This is a genomic window from Pseudomonas sp. LBUM1647 (assembly GCF_059716175.1).
On record NZ_CP166809.1, the window covers coordinates 2,325,256 to 2,340,515 of the forward strand.

Consider the following 15,260-nt stretch of genomic DNA (forward strand, 5'->3'; position numbering starts at 1 on the left):
AATCCTGCGCATATAGCTTCTTTGGTCTTTCGCCCGCTCACACTGCGGGCTTTTTTTTGCCTACCTGAAAGTCAAAAGATCGCAGTCTCGTTGCACTCGACAGCTCCTACAGGGGAATGCGTTCTGCTGTAGGAGCTGTCGAGTGCAACGAGGCTGCGATCTTTTGACCTTAGCGGCTCAACAACGAAGCCGCACCTGCACCACCAAACAACCCCGCACTCACCCGGTTAAACCAGCTCTGCCCCTTGCCGCTGCGCAGGTACCGCGCCGCCCCGTGGGCACCCAGCCCATAAGCCAACTTGCACAGCAAATCCAGCACGGTCCAGGTCGCAATCATCACCAGCAACTGCGGCAGGAATGGTTGCTCTGCACTAAGGAACTGCGGGAGGAAAGCGGCGAAGAACAGAATGTCTTTCGGGTTGCTGGCGCCCAACATGAACGCGCGCCCGAACAGGGCGCGAAAGCGTGGTACTGGCGCAGCCTGGGGCACTTCAGCGCCGTGGGAGGGCAGGCGCGATTGCTGCCAGCTCTGCCAGGCCAGGTAGAACAGGTACAGCGCACCGACGATCTTCAAGGCGCTGAAAAGCTGTTCCGACGCCAGCAGCAAGGCGCCCAAACCCAGCGCCGACGCACTGAGCAAGCAGATCGACGCAATCACGCCACCCAGAAACGCCGGGTAAGAACGACGCAATCCGTAATTCAGACTGTTGCTGATCATCAGCAAAGACAGTGGCCCCGGGATCAGGATTACCACCAGCGCAGCGCCGCTGAACAGCAGCCAGGTTTCCAGACTCATCACTTTCCTCCATTTGCACAAAAGCCTCACCCGACGGGGTGAGGCTGTTTTGAAACACTGTTTTTGAAACGTAGACGGCTTACAAGAAAATGAACTTGGCGATGAAGATCGCGCAGAGCACCCACAAACTGATGGAAATTTCCTTGTGCTTACCGGTACAGGCTTTCAATACCACGTAAGTGATAAAGCCCAGCGCGATGCCGTCGGCGACCGAGAAGGTGAGGGGCATCATGATCGCGGTAACGATCGCCGGAATGCTGTCGGTCGCTTCGTCCCATTCAATGTGCGCCATGCCGCCCATCATCAGCATCGCCACATAAATCAGCGCACCGGCGGTTGCGTAAGCGGGGATCATGCCAGCCAGCGGTGCGAAAAACATTGCCGCAATAAATAGCACACCTACGGTCACGGCGGTAAGACCAGTCCGACCACCAGCGGCTACACCCGCGGCACTTTCCACGTAGCTGGTGACCGGCGGAACACCGACCATCGCACCGAATACGCTGGAAGCACTGTCGGCTTTAAGGGCGCGGGAGAGGTTTTCGATCTTGCCATCCGCGTTCACCAGGCCGGCGCGCTGGGCGACGCCCATCAAGGTGCCGGCGGTGTCGAACATGTGCACGAAGAGGAAGGCCAGCACCACGCTGATCATGCTGACGTTGAACACGCCGGCGATGTCCATGGCCATCCAGGTCGGTGCCAGGCTCGGCGGGGCGGACATGATGCCCTCGTAGTGCACCAGGCCCAGCCCCCAACCTGCCAGGGTGACGGTGATGATGCTGATGAGGATCGCGCCGAACACTTTGTGGTAGCTGAGTACGGCGATCATCAGGAAGCAGATGGCGGCCAGCAGCGGGCCAGGTTCGCGCAGGGAGCCGAGCTTGATCAGGGTGGCCGGGCTGTCGACCACGATGCCCGCGGTTTTCAAGCCGATCAGCCCCAGAAACAAGCCCACACCGGCACCCATGGCAAAGCGCAAACTCACCGGGATGCTATTGAGCAGCCATTCGCGGATCCGGGAAAAAGTTAGAAACATGAACAACACACCGGAAACAAATACCGCGCCAAGGGCGGTTTCCCAGTTGTAACCCATGGTGCCGACCACGGTGTAAGTGAAGAAGGCGTTGAGGCCCATGCCCGGCGCCAGGCCGACCGGCCAATTGGCGTACAGACCCATCAACAGGCAACCCAGCGCGGCGGCGATGCAGGTGGCGACGAACGCGGCACCGTGATCGATCCCGGCGTCGGCCATGATGTTGGGGTTGACGAAGATGATGTAGGCCATGGTGATGAAGGTTGTCAGACCGGCAATCAACTCGGTCTTCACCGTGGTGCCATGCAAGCTGAGTTTGAAGATGCGCTCCAGCCAGCCATTGCGTAATGGCGGCGAGAGTTCCAGCGTCGGGGCTTCGGATTTGCGGCTTTCCACAGCGAATACTCCTCAAGAGTTTTATTGTTATTTCCAGGGCCGGACCCATGAGGGTGGCAGCGGCCCTTTGAGGCACTTGCGAATTTGTTGACCGCTTGGTCAGGAACTCGCACGAAGTGGATTATGCTTTTGTATACAAATAAAGCAAATAATGTTTTTGATTTTGTAGACGAAAAGTTTGGCAATAGGGATATATCGCCTGTTAAGACGTCATCGCGAGCAAGATCAGTTACGGCAAATGCAACAGGCAGACGCTCAGTCAGCATTCACTTGGTTTTTTCCTAAAGCCATGTTCACCACCAACCACCCATCCACCGCCGCTTCCCCTGCCTCGGCAAACACCCGGTCCAGCAATTTCACCTGCTCACGCCGCAATGACTGCTCGAAACGCGCGCCATCGTCGGTCAGCTCCAGCAGCCGCTTACGCTTGTCGGTCTCGGACGCGACACTGTTCACCAGATGCATTTCCACCAATTGACGCAGCGGAATGTTCAGCGCCTGCTTCGTCACCCCGAGCAACGCCAGCAGCTCCTTGACGCTCAGGTTCGGGTAGCGCGCGATGAAAAACACAATGCGTTGATGCACCCGGCTCAAGCCACGACGCTCGAGCATTTCGTCGGCTTTCGCGGTGAACGCCTGGTAACCGAAGAAAAACGCTTCCATCGCCTGTTGCTGAGTAGCGGGGTTTTTAAGGTCAAGCATATTGACGTATCCGTTCGGTCTGCCGTAGTTTCGGTCAACAAGTTTGACTCATTTTCCTCAGGCCTCGCTACCGGTGACCCCATGGCATTTTCCGAACGTGTCTCGCGCCTTAAAAGTTCTTTGATCCGTGAAATCCTCGCCGCCGCCCAGCGCCCGGAAGTGATGTCGTTCGCCGGTGGCTTGCCGGCCGAAGCCATGCTGCCAAAAGTCGAGTGGGCCGACATGCCGCTGTCCATGGGCCAATATGGCATGAGCGAAGGTGAGCCAGCGCTGCGTGAAGCGCTGGCAGCAGAGGCGCGGGCGCTGGGCGTACCCTGCGAGGCGAGTCAGGTGTTGGTGGTCAGCGGTTCCCAGCAAACCCTCGATCTGGCGGCCAAGCTGTACATCGACAACGGCACCGAGATTTTGCTCGAAGCGCCGACTTATCTGGCAGCCTTGCAGATTTTTCAGCTGTTCGGCGCCGACTGCATCACTGTCCCGATGGAGGCTGACGGCCCGAACCTGGCGCAACTTCGAACTCGACTGGAGAAACACAAACCCGCCTTCATCTACCTGATCCCGACTTTTCAGAATCCTTCGGCCGTGCGCTACAGCGAAGCCAAGCGCGATGCTGTGGCAGCCTTGCTGGATGAGTTCGGAGTGACCTTGATCGAAGACGAGCCTTACCGCGAGCTGACCTTCGACGGTGGTAGCGCCACGCCAATTGTCAGTCGCTTGAAAAAGGCCAGTTGGATCTATACCGGCACCGTGTCGAAAACCTTGCTGCCCGGACTGCGAGTCGGTTATCTGATCGCCAGTGCGGATCTCTTTCCGCACTTGCTGAAACTCAAGCAATCGGCCGACCTGCACACCAATCGTGTGGGCCAGTGGCAAGCGCTGCAGTGGATCGGCACCGACAAATTCCAGCATCACTTGAGCGAACTGCGGGACTTCTACCGGGTTCGTCGGGACGCGTTCCAGTCAGCCCTGAAAACGCATTTTGCGGATTTGGCGGACTGGAACGTGCCGCAGGGCGGGCTGTTTTTCTGGTTGACTCTCAAGCAGCCGCTGGACACGCGTACGTTGCTCAAGGCTGCACTGGCAGCGGATGTGGCGTTTATGCCGGGCGAACCGTTCTTCCCTGAACCGGACAACAATCCGGGGCATTTGCGTCTGAACTTCAGCCACATCGACCCGGCACGGCTGGACGAAGGGCTCAAGCGGCTGGCAGCGGTGCTGCGTCAGGCCCAGGCGGCAAAAGCAGCTTGAGGCTGCTGGTGCGAAGGGTGCAAAAACAAATAAACCGGCCAATGGGCCGGTTTATTTTTGTCCGAAAGCTGTTGTGCTTCAGGCTGCGGCAAACCGCTTGTCCAGATAATCGATGATCACCTTGGACTCATACATCCAGGTCGTCTGGCCATTCTCTTCGATGCGCAGGCACGGCACCTTGATCTTGCCGCCCTGTTCCAGCAGGGCCTGGCGATCCTGTTCGTTGTTCTTCGCGTCGCGCAACGCCACCGGCACGTTTAAGCGGCGCAGGGTGCGGCGGGTTTTCACGCAGAACGGGCAGGCGTGGAACTGATAAAGGGTCAGGTCCTTGGCGGCCGTGTTGACCTGAGCCTGAACCTCGGCAGGGCGCTGTTTTTTGCCCGGACGGGTGATGAGGTCGATGAAAATGATCAGTTGGCCAAGGCCGACACGAAGCGCTTTTACGAACACGGTATAAGCCTCACAGGGGCAAACGAAGGCGCGCAGCTTACCTGATTTTCGCGGGCGAAAAAAAACCGGCGATGAATGCCGGCTTTCTTCGTGCTGCGAATTACTTGATCAGGCTGAGAAACTCGCTGCGAGTGGCGGCGTTTTCGCGGAACTCACCCAGCATCACCGAAGTGATCATCGACGAATTCTGTTTCTCCACACCGCGCATCATCATGCACATGTGCTTGGCCTCGATCACCACCGCAACGCCCAGGGCGCCGGTGACTTGCTGGACCGCATCGGCGATCTGGCGGCTGAGGTTTTCCTGGATCTGCAGGCGGCGGGCGTACATATCGACGATCCGCGCGACTTTCGACAGGCCCAATACCTTGCCGCTCGGGATGTAGGCGACGTGAGCCTTGCCGATAAACGGCAGCAGGTGGTGTTCGCACAACGAGTAGAGCTCGATGTCCTTCACCAGCACCATTTCGCTGTTGTCGGAGCTGAACAAGGCACCGTTGGTGACCTCTTCCAGTGTCTGTTCATAACCGCGGCAGAGGTACTGCATGGCTTTGGCGGCACGTTTTGGCGTGTCGAGCAGGCCCTCGCGGGAGACGTCCTCGCCCAATTGGCCGAGAATCGCGGAGTAATTCTGTTCCAGTGTCACAGAGGCTGATTCCATACGGGTTTCAGAGGGGTACTGTTTCTGTCTGTACCAATTGTGTACCAATCAAGCTCTTTTCAATCTTCCCGAGCCACCCCAGTCGGTGCTGGCGTTGATCCATCGGGTGTAGGTCGATAGCAATATCTGAACGCTATGACCGAGCTGAGTGGCAATAAACGCGGGGTTCATCCCCGACATGGGGCACATGGTAGCGTATGTGTGCCGGCAGTTGTATTGCCGGCGGGCGCGAATCCCCAAATCGGTCATTTCGGGTTTGCGCATTCCGCTACACCCTGTCGCCAAGGTGCAGCAGTGATGCTTCCCTGAAGCCTGTTTTGCTCATCAGGCCGAGCAGGTCGTATCAGGCGTGAGTGATCGACAGATCGCTGATGACGCAGGCAGAACCGTCTTGCGGGTCGGTGGTGTCGGAGTAATCGACCTGATTGTACACGCCACCGTGGAAGGCGAGTGTTTTCGTATCCCAGGTGTTGTCGAGGCGCATGATCGCGGAAGTGGATTTGACGCCGTTACAGCTAGCCGATACAGAGACGGCGCCGCTCGAATTGGCGTGAATGTTGATTTTGAAAAGTGCACCGAGCGGCACGTTCTCCAAAATCGTCGAGTTGACCGGATCGTCCTGGAGGTAACTGGTTCGGAACCCCATGGTGATTTTTCCTTTGTTCCAGAACACCTTTACCGGAGGTCGCTCTGAATCCTTCACATGGATCTGGCCGATCACGACTTTCTGCAGCGAGTTGACCTTCGTCAGCCGCATTTCTTGTCGGTTCCAGTGGTCCGCTGCGCTGGAGAACAGCCAGTAACCTGGCTCTTTCCACTCGCAGCGGGTTCGTAGCGTGCTCTTGCTCGAGGCTCCAAGTGTCGGCGCCGTCATCTGCAGCGAACCATCGTCAAGCATTGAGATGACGTCGGGGCATTCGATCAGTGCGCGCCAGCCGATGAGCTCAAGCGCAATCGGGTTGGTGTCGGAGATTGGAAGCGGGGTAGCGATGGTGAAGTTGCTGATGTCTACAGTCATGGTTTTTGCCTCAGTCCATTGATGTCGCTTTTTGCTCTGGTGAGCCTTGCGTTTGATGCAGGCCTACATCCCACTGCCCACTCGGTGAATGGGCAGAAGTGATACTTGGCAGCTTCCGATCGATTTCCCGTTGGCTTGAATACAAATATGGGTATTCCCATATTTTGTGTCAATGGGTATTCCCATATTTTATTCCGTGGCTATATTCCAGATACAAAAAAAGCCTGCGCTTGGCGGGCTTCTCTTGAATGGGCGTCGATTTGTCGTATTGCACGTCATGGCACTGGACGCTCCCGAATCACCGCAACTCAGTTCACCGTGAATACATCGCCCACCAAAAGATATGGCCCAGGATCGCAAGCTGCTGCTCCTGGATCTCGGCGAAGGTGTAGTCCTCGTCCGGATGCTCGTCACGGTTGAAGCTGCGCAGGCGGATACCACTGGGCAGTCGGTAGACCTGTTTCACGCGGAGCTGGCCGTTGTGATTGATCGCGTACATGTCGCCGTCGACGATGTCGCCCAGCGAGTTCTCTCCGACGTTCATGCCAACGGTAGCGCCGTCGCGCAGTACCGGGAGCATGCTGTTTCCGCTCACCACCACGCACTTGGCGTTGTTGAACTGCACGTTGTTGTGACGCAGGTCTTTCTTGAAGAAACGCAGCCTGGCGCTATCGTTTTCTGCGATCACGAAACGGCCTGAACCGGCCGCCAGCTCAACTTCACGCAGGAAGGGGACATAAACCTCGTCGTCATCCAGGGGCGTGCTGTCGTCCCAAGGCTGGATGTCTGACATTGAAGCGCTCGGAGGGGGGCGATTCAACGGAACAGCATCGGACACCCCTTTAAGCATGTCACCGACACCTTCAGCCAGCCACATCGGTGAAACGCCACACACTGAAGCGATCTGGGCAGCAAAGGCTGTTGCCTTCGATTTCCCGCGCTCGAGGTCGGAGATTGAGGTTTGCGTCAGGCCTGCGCGCGCGGCAAGCTCGGTCTGATTGAGCTTGGCGTATTGGCGGGCTGCTTTGATTCGTTCTTTAAATTCCATCTGCGAAGTATTACGGGAGCTCCCATATCATTGCAAATCGTTATCCCGATAATTTGCCAGGCGACAGCTTTACTCGTCGCGACCTTCCATCATGGTCCGTTTGAGCATCACGTAAACCGCTCCGGCGCCGCCGTGTTTCGCTTGGCATGAGGTGAAGCCGAGCACTTGTGAATGTTGGCGCAGCCAGGTGTTGACGTGGCTTTTGATCATCGGCCGCTTGCCGTCCAGACGCACAGCCTTGCCGTGGGTGACGCGCACGCAGCGGATTTCGAATTTGGTCGCTTCGGCCAGAAACGCCCAGAGGGTTTCCCGAGCCTTTTCCACGTTCATGCCATGAAGGTCGAGGCTGCCTTCGAACGGAATCTGTCCGATCTTGAGCTTGCGTATCTGGCTTTCCTGAACACCGTCACGCGCCCACATCAGCTCGTCTTCCGGGCCAACATCGATGACGAACTGATCGGACAGCCCGTCAACGGTGGTGGCATCGGTGCGCACGGTGGCGGCCTGACGCAACTTGGCGATTTGCGCGCGGTCAGCTTTGGGTTTACCGGTTTCGGCGCGATCGTGTTTGATCGGCTTGACGCCTTGGATCGCGCTTTTGAACAGGGAAAAATCGTCGTCTTGCATGTCAGCCTCCGCGAAGGGCGGCCAGTTTACCCAACTCGAGGCGAATGAGGCGCGAGAAAACGCGCAACGCTCGGCTCAGTCGTGCTTTTTCATCAAATGCGGGGAGATGTTCAGCTCTTGCGACTGCCGTGAGCGGCGACGGCAGCGACGCCAGAGCCATACGCCGAGGTACAGCACGAACAGGCCAATCGCCAGAATCACTGCCGAACCGACCCGGTTGGTATTCAACTCGCCCAGGGCGGGCGCGTGACCAAGCAGGCTGGCGGCACCGGCCATCGCCAGCAACACACCGGACATCGACAGTAAGGCAGCAAATGCCGCGCCGATTCGAAAACGCCAGTTGCGTTGGCCTTTGGGCCGCAAGCGGCGAGCGTCAAAACCATCGGATAACTTCATTCCGACCTTCCTCAATGGGTATCGGCCCTTCGACCGGGAGTTGACCGGGATGTTCCTGAGGCTAAGACAATTACAGCAAATGATAGGCTTTTGCGGATGAGCGGCGGAATGGACCGCTCATCGAGCGTCGATCAGATCAGTTCATGAGTCAGCGCGAGGGTGGCAAAGTTGTCCGCCATGATCGCCATTTCAGTCTGCTGAACGTGGTCTGCGCTCAATACGCCGCCCTTGTAAGGCAGGTCACGAGTGGCGCAGGCGTCTTCCACCAGCGTGCAACGAAAGCCCAGGTTCTTCGCGGCGCGTACCGTGGTGCTGACGCTGGAGTGGCTCATGAAACCGCATACGATCAGGTCCAGCGAACCGAGATTCTGCAGGCGGTCCAGCAGTTCGGTGCCGTGGAACGCACTCGGTAGCAATTTACCGATGATGGTTTCGTCGCCCTGTGGTTCCAGCCCCGGGATGAACTCACCGCGCTCACCTTGTGGATCGAACAGCCCACCGACGGTGCCGAGGTGGCGGACATGGACGATCGGCCGGCCGGCTGCACGGGCAGCGGCCACCAGTTGCTTGATGTTCGCGACGGCAGCATCCATGCCGCTCAAGGCCAACGGGCCGCTGAGGTATTCTTTCTGGGCATCGATGATGACAAGGGTCGCATGGCTCAGAACGGCAGCTGCATAACCGCGGCCGCTGAGTTGAAACATCGTTTTTGGAACGGACATTCTGGGGCTCCTTCGGGTGGGGCTTTTGCGACATTGTCCTCTGGCTGAGCGCTTCTGTGAATCGCTACCATCGTAGGCGCCGTCTTTGCTGGCTCGCAGCCTTGTCAATAGGCCCGTTTTGTTCAATAGCCGGCCGAAAAAATAGAATAGTCCTACATTCGCCCCAGTAGTTTTCCCGCGTCGTCGAGACGCGTTTTGGCTGTTAGAATCGCCAGTCGTTTTTTTTGGAGTTTGCCCCGTGATCACTTCCCGACTTCGTACCCTGCGTGACCATATCCGTTGGGCCGTCAGCCGCTTCCATGGGGAGGATCTATTTTTCGGCCATGGGACCGATAACGCCTGGGACGAAGCGCGTCAGTTGGTGTTGGGTGCCTTGCACTTGCCGTGGGAAATCGCCGACAGCTACCTCGACTGCAATCTTGAAGAGGACGAGCTGGTCAACCTGCAACGTCTGCTCAAACGCCGTATCGAAGAGCGTGTTCCTACCGCGTACTTGTTGGGGGAAGCGTGGTTCTGCGGCATGTCGTTCATTGTTGATGAGCGCGTATTGATCCCGCGTTCGCCGATTGGCGAACTGATCGAAAAGCGTTTCGAACCGTGGCTGGGCGCCGAACCAGCGCGCATTCTCGACCTGTGCACCGGTTCCGGTTGCATCGGTATCGCCTGTGCCTACGAGTTCCAGAACGCCGAAGTGGTGCTGGCCGATCTGTCGTTCGAAGCGCTGGAAGTGGCCAACCAGAACATCGAGCGCCATGGCGTCGATGAGCGGGTGTACACGGTGCAGGGCGACGGGTTCGATGGTTTGCCGGGTCAGCGTTTTGACTTGATCGTGTCGAACCCGCCTTACGTCGATGCGGAAGATTTCGCTGACATGCCGGACGAATACCAGCACGAACCGGAGCTCGGCCTGGCCTGCGGTGATGATGGTTTGAACCTGGTGCGTCGCATGCTTGCCGAAGCGGCGGATCACCTGACCGAGAAGGGTTTGCTGATTGTCGAAGTGGGCAACAGCCAGGTTCACGTCTCGGCGCTGTACCCGGAAGTCGACTTCGCCTGGCTCGATTTCGAGCGCGGCGGGCATGGCGTGTTCATGCTGACGGCGGAACAGTGCCGTGATCATCAGGCGCTGTTCGCTTCCCGCGTCTGACTGAACTGGCTTCTGTGGCGAGGGGATTCATCCCCGTTGGACTGCGCAGCAGTCCCTCTTTTTGGGGCCGCTTCGCAGCCCAACGGGGATGAATCCCCTCGCCACAAAAAGCTGTTATCGGTGTGTAGCAATCCAGATCAACAATCCTGCCTGAAACACCGCAAACGCCACCAGACAGGTAATGGTAAAGCGCAACCCGGCGTCTTCGCGCTTGTACTTGCTGACTTTTTCTTCGTGTTTCTTGAGTTTGACTTCCTGCTCGGCCAGATTTTGCTCGGCTTGCTGGAGCATCTGGGCTGCCTCAAGAATTTCCACGACCTGCAATTTTTCCGTACTCCAGTCACCCAACAGGTCGCCGACCTGCACTTCTTTGACGCTGCCCTTCAAATGCTGGGCGTCGGCGTAGATCACGTCGAAACCATGCATCCGCAAAAAGTGATCGCGGCGCAGGCGAGTGTCTTCGTTCAGCGCATCCTTGTTGTTCAGGTCGGTGCCGTCGACGGTGTAGCCGGGCCATCTCTTTTTCGCCCAGGTAATGCCCTGAGCGGCCATGAAACGGCCAATGCCACGGTTCATCGGTTCGATCTGCAAACCGCTGTCAGGCCCGAAATGCACGCGCTTGGTGGCGTGATCGACCCACACGTCCAGATGATTCTGTTCCTTGCGCACGCGCTGGCCGGGCAGCGAAATGCTCATGCGCATCAGGCTGTGTTCCTTGTTGTTGCGTTCGGCGTAACCGAACTCAACAAAGCGCAGCGGCCGTCCACCGGTGTTGCGGTCGGTTTTCAATGGCGCCAGACGGAGCATCTTGTGGTGCTCGGCGTGGACGTCCGCCCACGGCAGCTCGACCACTGGTGGTGCGTCTTTTTCAACAGTGGTGTCGGGTGAAGTCTGGGTATCAGTCATAACGGCGAGATCCTGTCCAAGCTCTGCTTGCCGCCAGTCATAGCGCTGGCGACAAAGGCTTATCGGCCGTTTTTTTCAGGACTGGAGGGGTAGGGGGCGTTCTCAATCAGTTTTCACGCCCTAACACCGCTTAACTGGTGCGAAGTCCGTCAATAAACCCGAGGATTCGCGTGCCGAGTTCGGCCGCCAGTGGCAATTGCGGATCTTTGTAAGAGGCCAATTGCCGTTTTACATCGTTGGGCACGATGCGCATCACGTGGTTCATGCCTTCGATCAGCGCCAGCTCGGCGTCCGGTTTGGCGGCCTTCAACAGCCTGGCGTCACCGACGCCGACCTGGATGTCGTTGCTGCCCTGGATGATCAGCGCCGGCATCTTCAGCTTGGCGAACGCCGCCGCCGGGTCTTGGCGGAACAATGAAATCAGATACGGCTGCACGCTCGGGCGGAAAATCACCTGCAACTGCGGCGGCACGTTGTCGTCGGTGTGGCCGGCCTTGAGGCTGTCGAGCAGTTCATTGCTGCGCAGCATCAGCGGTGGCGGCAGGCGATTGCTCAATTGCTGGCGCAGCACCTGATCGATCGGCCGAGCGCTGCCGGACATGGAAATGACTGCGGCGGCATCCAGGCTCGGCGCCGCGAGGCTGGCGATCAAGGCGCCTTCGCTGTGGCCCAGCAGGATCAGTTGGCCAAAGCGCGGGTCGGCTTTGAGCTTCTGGCCCCAAGCCTCGGCGTCGGCCACGTAGGCGTCAACCGACAGATTGCGTTCATCCGGGGTCGCCGCAAGGCTCGCCGCCACGCCGCGTTTGTCATAACGCACGCTGGCGATGTTGTGTTTGGCCAGTACCCAAGCGAGACGCTTGAGGCTGTCGTTGCGTCCGCCGTCGGGGTTGTTTCCGTCACGATCCGTAGGGCCGGAGCCGGAAATGATCAGGACAACCGGTACCGGTGTGTCGGACTTGGGCAGCAATAACGAGCCGAAAAGCTCGCCGGTGCCGGTGTCCAACGTGATCGGGCGTTGCAGGACAGTGGCCTGTACAAAGCCGGTAAACAGGGTAAGGCTCAAGGCTATAACTCGCAGCATCATCACGCCATCATGAACAAGATGCCGGTTGGACTCGCAGGCACCCATAAGGTTCGAGGATGAACTAGTTGGGTAGCCTGCGTATACTGGCGCGCATTACGTATTTGGTTCGAATTCACGGAGCGTCCTGCATGTCCGGCAATACCTACGGCAAGCTGTTCACTGTCACCACCGCGGGCGAAAGCCATGGTCCGGCGTTGGTCGCCATTGTCGACGGCTGCCCGCCGGGCCTGGAGATCTCTCTGGAGGATCTGCAGCGTGACCTGGATCGCCGCAAACCCGGCACCAGCCGCCACACCACCCAGCGCCAGGAAGCCGACGAAGTCGAAATCCTCTCCGGCGTATTCGAAGGACGCACCACCGGTTGCTCCATCGGCCTGTTGATCCGCAACACCGACCAGAAGTCCAAGGACTACTCGGCGATCAAGGATCTGTTCCGCCCGGCCCACGCCGACTACACCTATCACCACAAATATGGCGAGCGCGATTACCGTGGCGGCGGTCGCAGCTCGGCCCGTGAAACGGCCATGCGCGTGGCAGCCGGTGCGATTGCGAAAAAATACCTGGCCACTCAGGGCATCGTCATTCGTGGCTACATGAGCCAGCTCGGCCCGATCGAAATCCCGTTCAAGACTTGGGATTCGGTGGAAGAGAACGCTTTCTTCAGCCCTGATCCGGACAAGGTCCCGGAACTGGAAGCCTATATGGACCAATTGCGTCGCGACCAGGATTCGGTTGGCGCGAAGATTACCGTCGTAGCCGAAGGTGTGATGCCGGGCCTCGGCGAGCCGATCTTTGACCGCCTTGACGCCGAACTGGCCCATGCGCTGATGAGCATCAATGCGGTCAAAGGCGTAGAAATCGGCGCCGGTTTCGCCAGCGTTGCCCAACGCGGCACCAAGCACCGCGATGAAATGACCCCGCAAGGTTTCCTCAGCAACAACGCGGGCGGCATTTTAGGTGGCATTTCGTCGGGTCAGCCGATCGTCGCGCACCTGGCGCTCAAGCCAACCTCGAGCATCACCACGCCGGGTCGTTCCATCGACATCCATGGCAACCCGGTGGAAGTCGTCACCAAGGGTCGCCACGACCCGTGCGTCGGCATCCGCGCCACACCGATCGCCGAAGCGATGATGGCCATCGTGCTGATGGATCACCTGTTGCGTCACCGTGGGCAGAACCTGGACGTGCGCGTGAGCACGCCGGTGCTGGGTCAGCTTTAAATGGCTGGCCTCATAGCCGCTGCGGTTTGATGGCTGTGGCGGCGCTCCCGTACTGGCGGCTCTCCAGTTTCTATTTGTTCTATTTCGCCTTGCTCGGTTCGACGGCGCCGTTTCTGGCGCTGTACTTCGATCACCTGGGCTTTTCCAGCGCGCGCATCGGCGAGCTGGTGGCGATCCCGATGCTGATGCGCTGCGTGGCGCCGAACATCTGGGGCTGGCTCGGGGATTACACCGGCCGACGCCTGGCCATCGTGCGCTTCGGTGCAGTCTGCACGCTACTGACGTTCTCGCTGATTTTCGTCAGCAAGACCTACGCCTGGCTGGCGATGGTCATGGCCTTGCATGCGTTCTTCTGGCACGCGGTGTTGCCGCAGTTCGAAGTGATCACGTTGGCGCACTTGAAGGGCCAGACCAACCGTTACAGTCAGATTCGGTTGTGGGGTTCCATCGGTTTCATCATCACCGTGGTCGCCCTTGGCCGATTGTTCGAATGGCTCAGCCTCGACATTTATCCTGTGGCGCTGGTGCTGATCATGGCCGGCATTGTCGTCAGCAGCCTGTGGGTGCCCAACGCTCAACCGGTTCAGGGTGAACGACCGGCGGGGGACGGTTTTCTCAAGCAGTTGCGCAGTCCCGGGGTGTTGGCGTTTTACGGTTGCGTAGCGCTGATGCAATTGAGCCACGGTCCGTATTACACCTTTTTGACCTTGCACCTTGAGCGCCTCGGTTACAGCCGTGGGTTGATTGGTATGCTCTGGGCCGTCGGCGTGGTCGCCGAAGTCTTGATGTTTCTGGCCATGAGCAAAATCCTCGCGCGCTTCTCCGTGCGTCGGGTGTTGCTGGCGAGTTTTCTGCTGGCGGCGTTGCGTTGGTTGTTGCTCGGTTCGTTCGCTGAGTTCCTTTGGGTGCTGTTGTTTGCCCAGGTGCTGCACGCGGCGACATTCGGCAGCTTTCACGCGGCTGCCATCCAGTTCGTGCAACGTAGCTTCGGCGCGCGCCAACAAGGTCAGGGCCAGGCGTTATACGCCGCACTGGCCGGCACCGGCGGCGCACTGGGCGCGTTGTATTCCGGCTATAGCTGGAATGCCCTCGGCGCCACATTGACCTTTAGTATTGCCAGTCTCGCAGCCCTGGCGGCTGCCGTTATCATTGCGACACGTATGCAAGAGGACCGGCCATGAGCCTCACCCGTGAGCACCTCGCCCAGGAAATCATCGATGCCGGGCGTTTTCTGTATGGCCGCGGCTGGTCGCCGGCCACCAGCAGCAACTACTCGACGCGCCTGTCGCCGATGCAAGCGCTGCTGACGGTGTCCGGCAAGCACAAAGGCCAACTCGGCCTCGACGATGTGCTGGCCACCGACCTGTCCGGCAATAGCCTGGAACCGGGCAAAAAGCCGTCCGCCGAAACCCTGCTGCACACCCAGCTCTACAACTGGCGCCCGGAGATCGGCGCGGTGCTGCACACGCATTCGGTGAACGCCACGGTGCTGTCGCGCCTGACGCCGCAAGACTTCGTCGAGTTCGAAGACTACGAACTGCAAAAAGCCTTCAGCGGTGTGTCGACCCACGAATCCCGGGTACGTGTGCCGATTTTCGACAATGATCAAGACATTGCGCGCCTCGCCGCCAAGGTGCAGCCTTGGCTCGACGCCCATCCCGATTGCGTCGGCTACCTGATCCGCGGCCACGGTCTCTACACCTGGGGCGCGCGCATGAGCGATGCACTGCGGCAGATCGAGGCCTTTGAATTTTTGTTCGAGTGCGAGTTGAAGACGCGCTCGCTCTCGAACCATAAAGCATGAAC

General features: G+C 58.7%; 17 protein-coding genes. 5 read left to right on the plus strand and 12 right to left on the minus strand.

The genetic code is table 11. The annotated features are described in order from the left end of the window. Nucleotides 1-169: 169 nt before the first annotated feature. The 3 genes from ACA059_RS10585 to ACA059_RS10595 form a co-directional block, all read right to left on the minus strand. On the minus strand, nucleotides 170-796 hold the full coding sequence (locus tag ACA059_RS10585; protein WP_497633732.1) for a LysE family translocator: 627 nt from the start codon (nucleotides 794-796) through the stop codon (nucleotides 170-172). Nucleotides 797-875: 79 nt separating this feature from the next. Continuing rightward, a complete protein-coding gene (locus ACA059_RS10590) occupies nucleotides 876-2,225 on the minus strand; it encodes an NCS2 family permease (protein ID WP_497633733.1) in 1,350 nt (449 codons plus the stop codon). 255 nt (nucleotides 2,226-2,480) lie between these two features. Then, nucleotides 2,481-2,927 carry a MarR family winged helix-turn-helix transcriptional regulator gene (locus tag ACA059_RS10595; RefSeq protein ID WP_497633734.1) on the minus strand — a complete coding sequence of 149 codons (447 nt, stop codon included), beginning with the start codon at nucleotides 2,925-2,927 and terminating at the stop codon, nucleotides 2,481-2,483. Nucleotides 2,928-3,008: 81 nt separating this feature from the next. On the opposite strand from ACA059_RS10595, the gene ACA059_RS10600 reads away from it, so the two are divergent. Next, nucleotides 3,009-4,175 (plus strand): aminotransferase-like domain-containing protein, encoded by a 1,167-nt coding sequence (locus tag ACA059_RS10600; protein WP_497633735.1) that lies wholly within the window; start codon nucleotides 3,009-3,011, stop codon nucleotides 4,173-4,175. A gap of 78 nt (nucleotides 4,176-4,253) precedes the next feature. Here the strand turns inward: ACA059_RS10600 and ACA059_RS10605 are convergent, their stop codons facing one another. The 7 genes from ACA059_RS10605 to ACA059_RS10635 form a co-directional block, all read right to left on the minus strand. After that, the gene (locus ACA059_RS10605; protein ID WP_497633736.1) at nucleotides 4,254-4,625 is read right to left on the minus strand and encodes a glutathione S-transferase N-terminal domain-containing protein; all 372 of its coding nucleotides are present in this window, start codon (nucleotides 4,623-4,625) and stop codon (nucleotides 4,254-4,256) included. Nucleotides 4,626-4,725: 100 nt separating this feature from the next. Continuing rightward, nucleotides 4,726-5,271 (minus strand): GTP cyclohydrolase I FolE, encoded by a 546-nt coding sequence (folE, locus tag ACA059_RS10610; protein WP_462005733.1) that lies wholly within the window; start codon nucleotides 5,269-5,271, stop codon nucleotides 4,726-4,728. A 358-nt stretch (nucleotides 5,272-5,629) separates the two neighbouring features. Continuing rightward, the gene (locus tag ACA059_RS10615; RefSeq protein ID WP_497633737.1) at nucleotides 5,630-6,304 is read right to left on the minus strand and encodes a polysaccharide lyase family 7 protein; all 675 of its coding nucleotides are present in this window, start codon (nucleotides 6,302-6,304) and stop codon (nucleotides 5,630-5,632) included. A 313-nt stretch (nucleotides 6,305-6,617) separates the two neighbouring features. Continuing rightward, nucleotides 6,618-7,352: an XRE family transcriptional regulator gene (locus ACA059_RS10620; protein ID WP_497633738.1), complete on the minus strand. Its 735-nt coding sequence runs from the start codon at nucleotides 7,350-7,352 to the stop codon at nucleotides 6,618-6,620. Between the two features lie 69 nt (nucleotides 7,353-7,421). Next, nucleotides 7,422-7,979, minus strand: coding sequence for a Smr/MutS family protein (locus ACA059_RS10625; protein WP_497633739.1), 558 nt, complete (start codon nucleotides 7,977-7,979; stop codon nucleotides 7,422-7,424). A 75-nt stretch (nucleotides 7,980-8,054) separates the two neighbouring features. After that, nucleotides 8,055-8,375: a hypothetical protein gene (locus ACA059_RS10630; protein WP_497633740.1), complete on the minus strand. Its 321-nt coding sequence runs from the start codon at nucleotides 8,373-8,375 to the stop codon at nucleotides 8,055-8,057. Between the two features lie 131 nt (nucleotides 8,376-8,506). Next, nucleotides 8,507-9,097 carry a cysteine hydrolase family protein gene (locus ACA059_RS10635; protein WP_497633741.1) on the minus strand — a complete coding sequence of 197 codons (591 nt, stop codon included), beginning with the start codon at nucleotides 9,095-9,097 and terminating at the stop codon, nucleotides 8,507-8,509. A 238-nt stretch (nucleotides 9,098-9,335) separates the two neighbouring features. Between ACA059_RS10635 and prmB the strand changes: the two genes are divergently transcribed. Further along, nucleotides 9,336-10,244 (plus strand): 50S ribosomal protein L3 N(5)-glutamine methyltransferase, encoded by a 909-nt coding sequence (prmB, locus tag ACA059_RS10640; RefSeq protein ID WP_497633742.1) that lies wholly within the window; start codon nucleotides 9,336-9,338, stop codon nucleotides 10,242-10,244. A gap of 114 nt (nucleotides 10,245-10,358) precedes the next feature. Here prmB and ACA059_RS10645 read toward each other — a convergent pair whose 3' ends face one another. Both ACA059_RS10645 and ACA059_RS10650 read right to left on the minus strand, forming a co-directional pair. Beyond that, nucleotides 10,359-11,150 carry a hypothetical protein gene (locus tag ACA059_RS10645; RefSeq protein ID WP_497633743.1) on the minus strand — a complete coding sequence of 264 codons (792 nt, stop codon included), beginning with the start codon at nucleotides 11,148-11,150 and terminating at the stop codon, nucleotides 10,359-10,361. 130 nt (nucleotides 11,151-11,280) lie between these two features. Continuing rightward, nucleotides 11,281-12,279: an alpha/beta hydrolase gene (locus ACA059_RS10650; protein ID WP_497633744.1), complete on the minus strand. Its 999-nt coding sequence runs from the start codon at nucleotides 12,277-12,279 to the stop codon at nucleotides 11,281-11,283. Between the two features lie 83 nt (nucleotides 12,280-12,362). On the opposite strand from ACA059_RS10650, the gene aroC reads away from it, so the two are divergent. The 3 genes from aroC to ACA059_RS10665 are packed head-to-tail and all read left to right on the plus strand — an operon-like array spanning nucleotide 12,363 to nucleotide 15,258. Beyond that, nucleotides 12,363-13,454 carry a chorismate synthase gene (gene aroC, locus ACA059_RS10655; protein ID WP_497633745.1) on the plus strand — a complete coding sequence of 364 codons (1,092 nt, stop codon included), beginning with the start codon at nucleotides 12,363-12,365 and terminating at the stop codon, nucleotides 13,452-13,454. A 29-nt stretch (nucleotides 13,455-13,483) separates the two neighbouring features. Then, nucleotides 13,484-14,635, plus strand: coding sequence for an MFS transporter (locus tag ACA059_RS10660; RefSeq protein ID WP_497633746.1), 1,152 nt, complete (start codon nucleotides 13,484-13,486; stop codon nucleotides 14,633-14,635). Continuing rightward, nucleotides 14,632-15,258, plus strand: coding sequence for a methylthioribulose 1-phosphate dehydratase (locus tag ACA059_RS10665; RefSeq protein ID WP_497633747.1), 627 nt, complete (start codon nucleotides 14,632-14,634; stop codon nucleotides 15,256-15,258). The genes ACA059_RS10660 and ACA059_RS10665 overlap by 4 nt, the downstream gene beginning before the upstream one ends. Nucleotides 15,259-15,260: the final 2 nt, after the last annotated feature.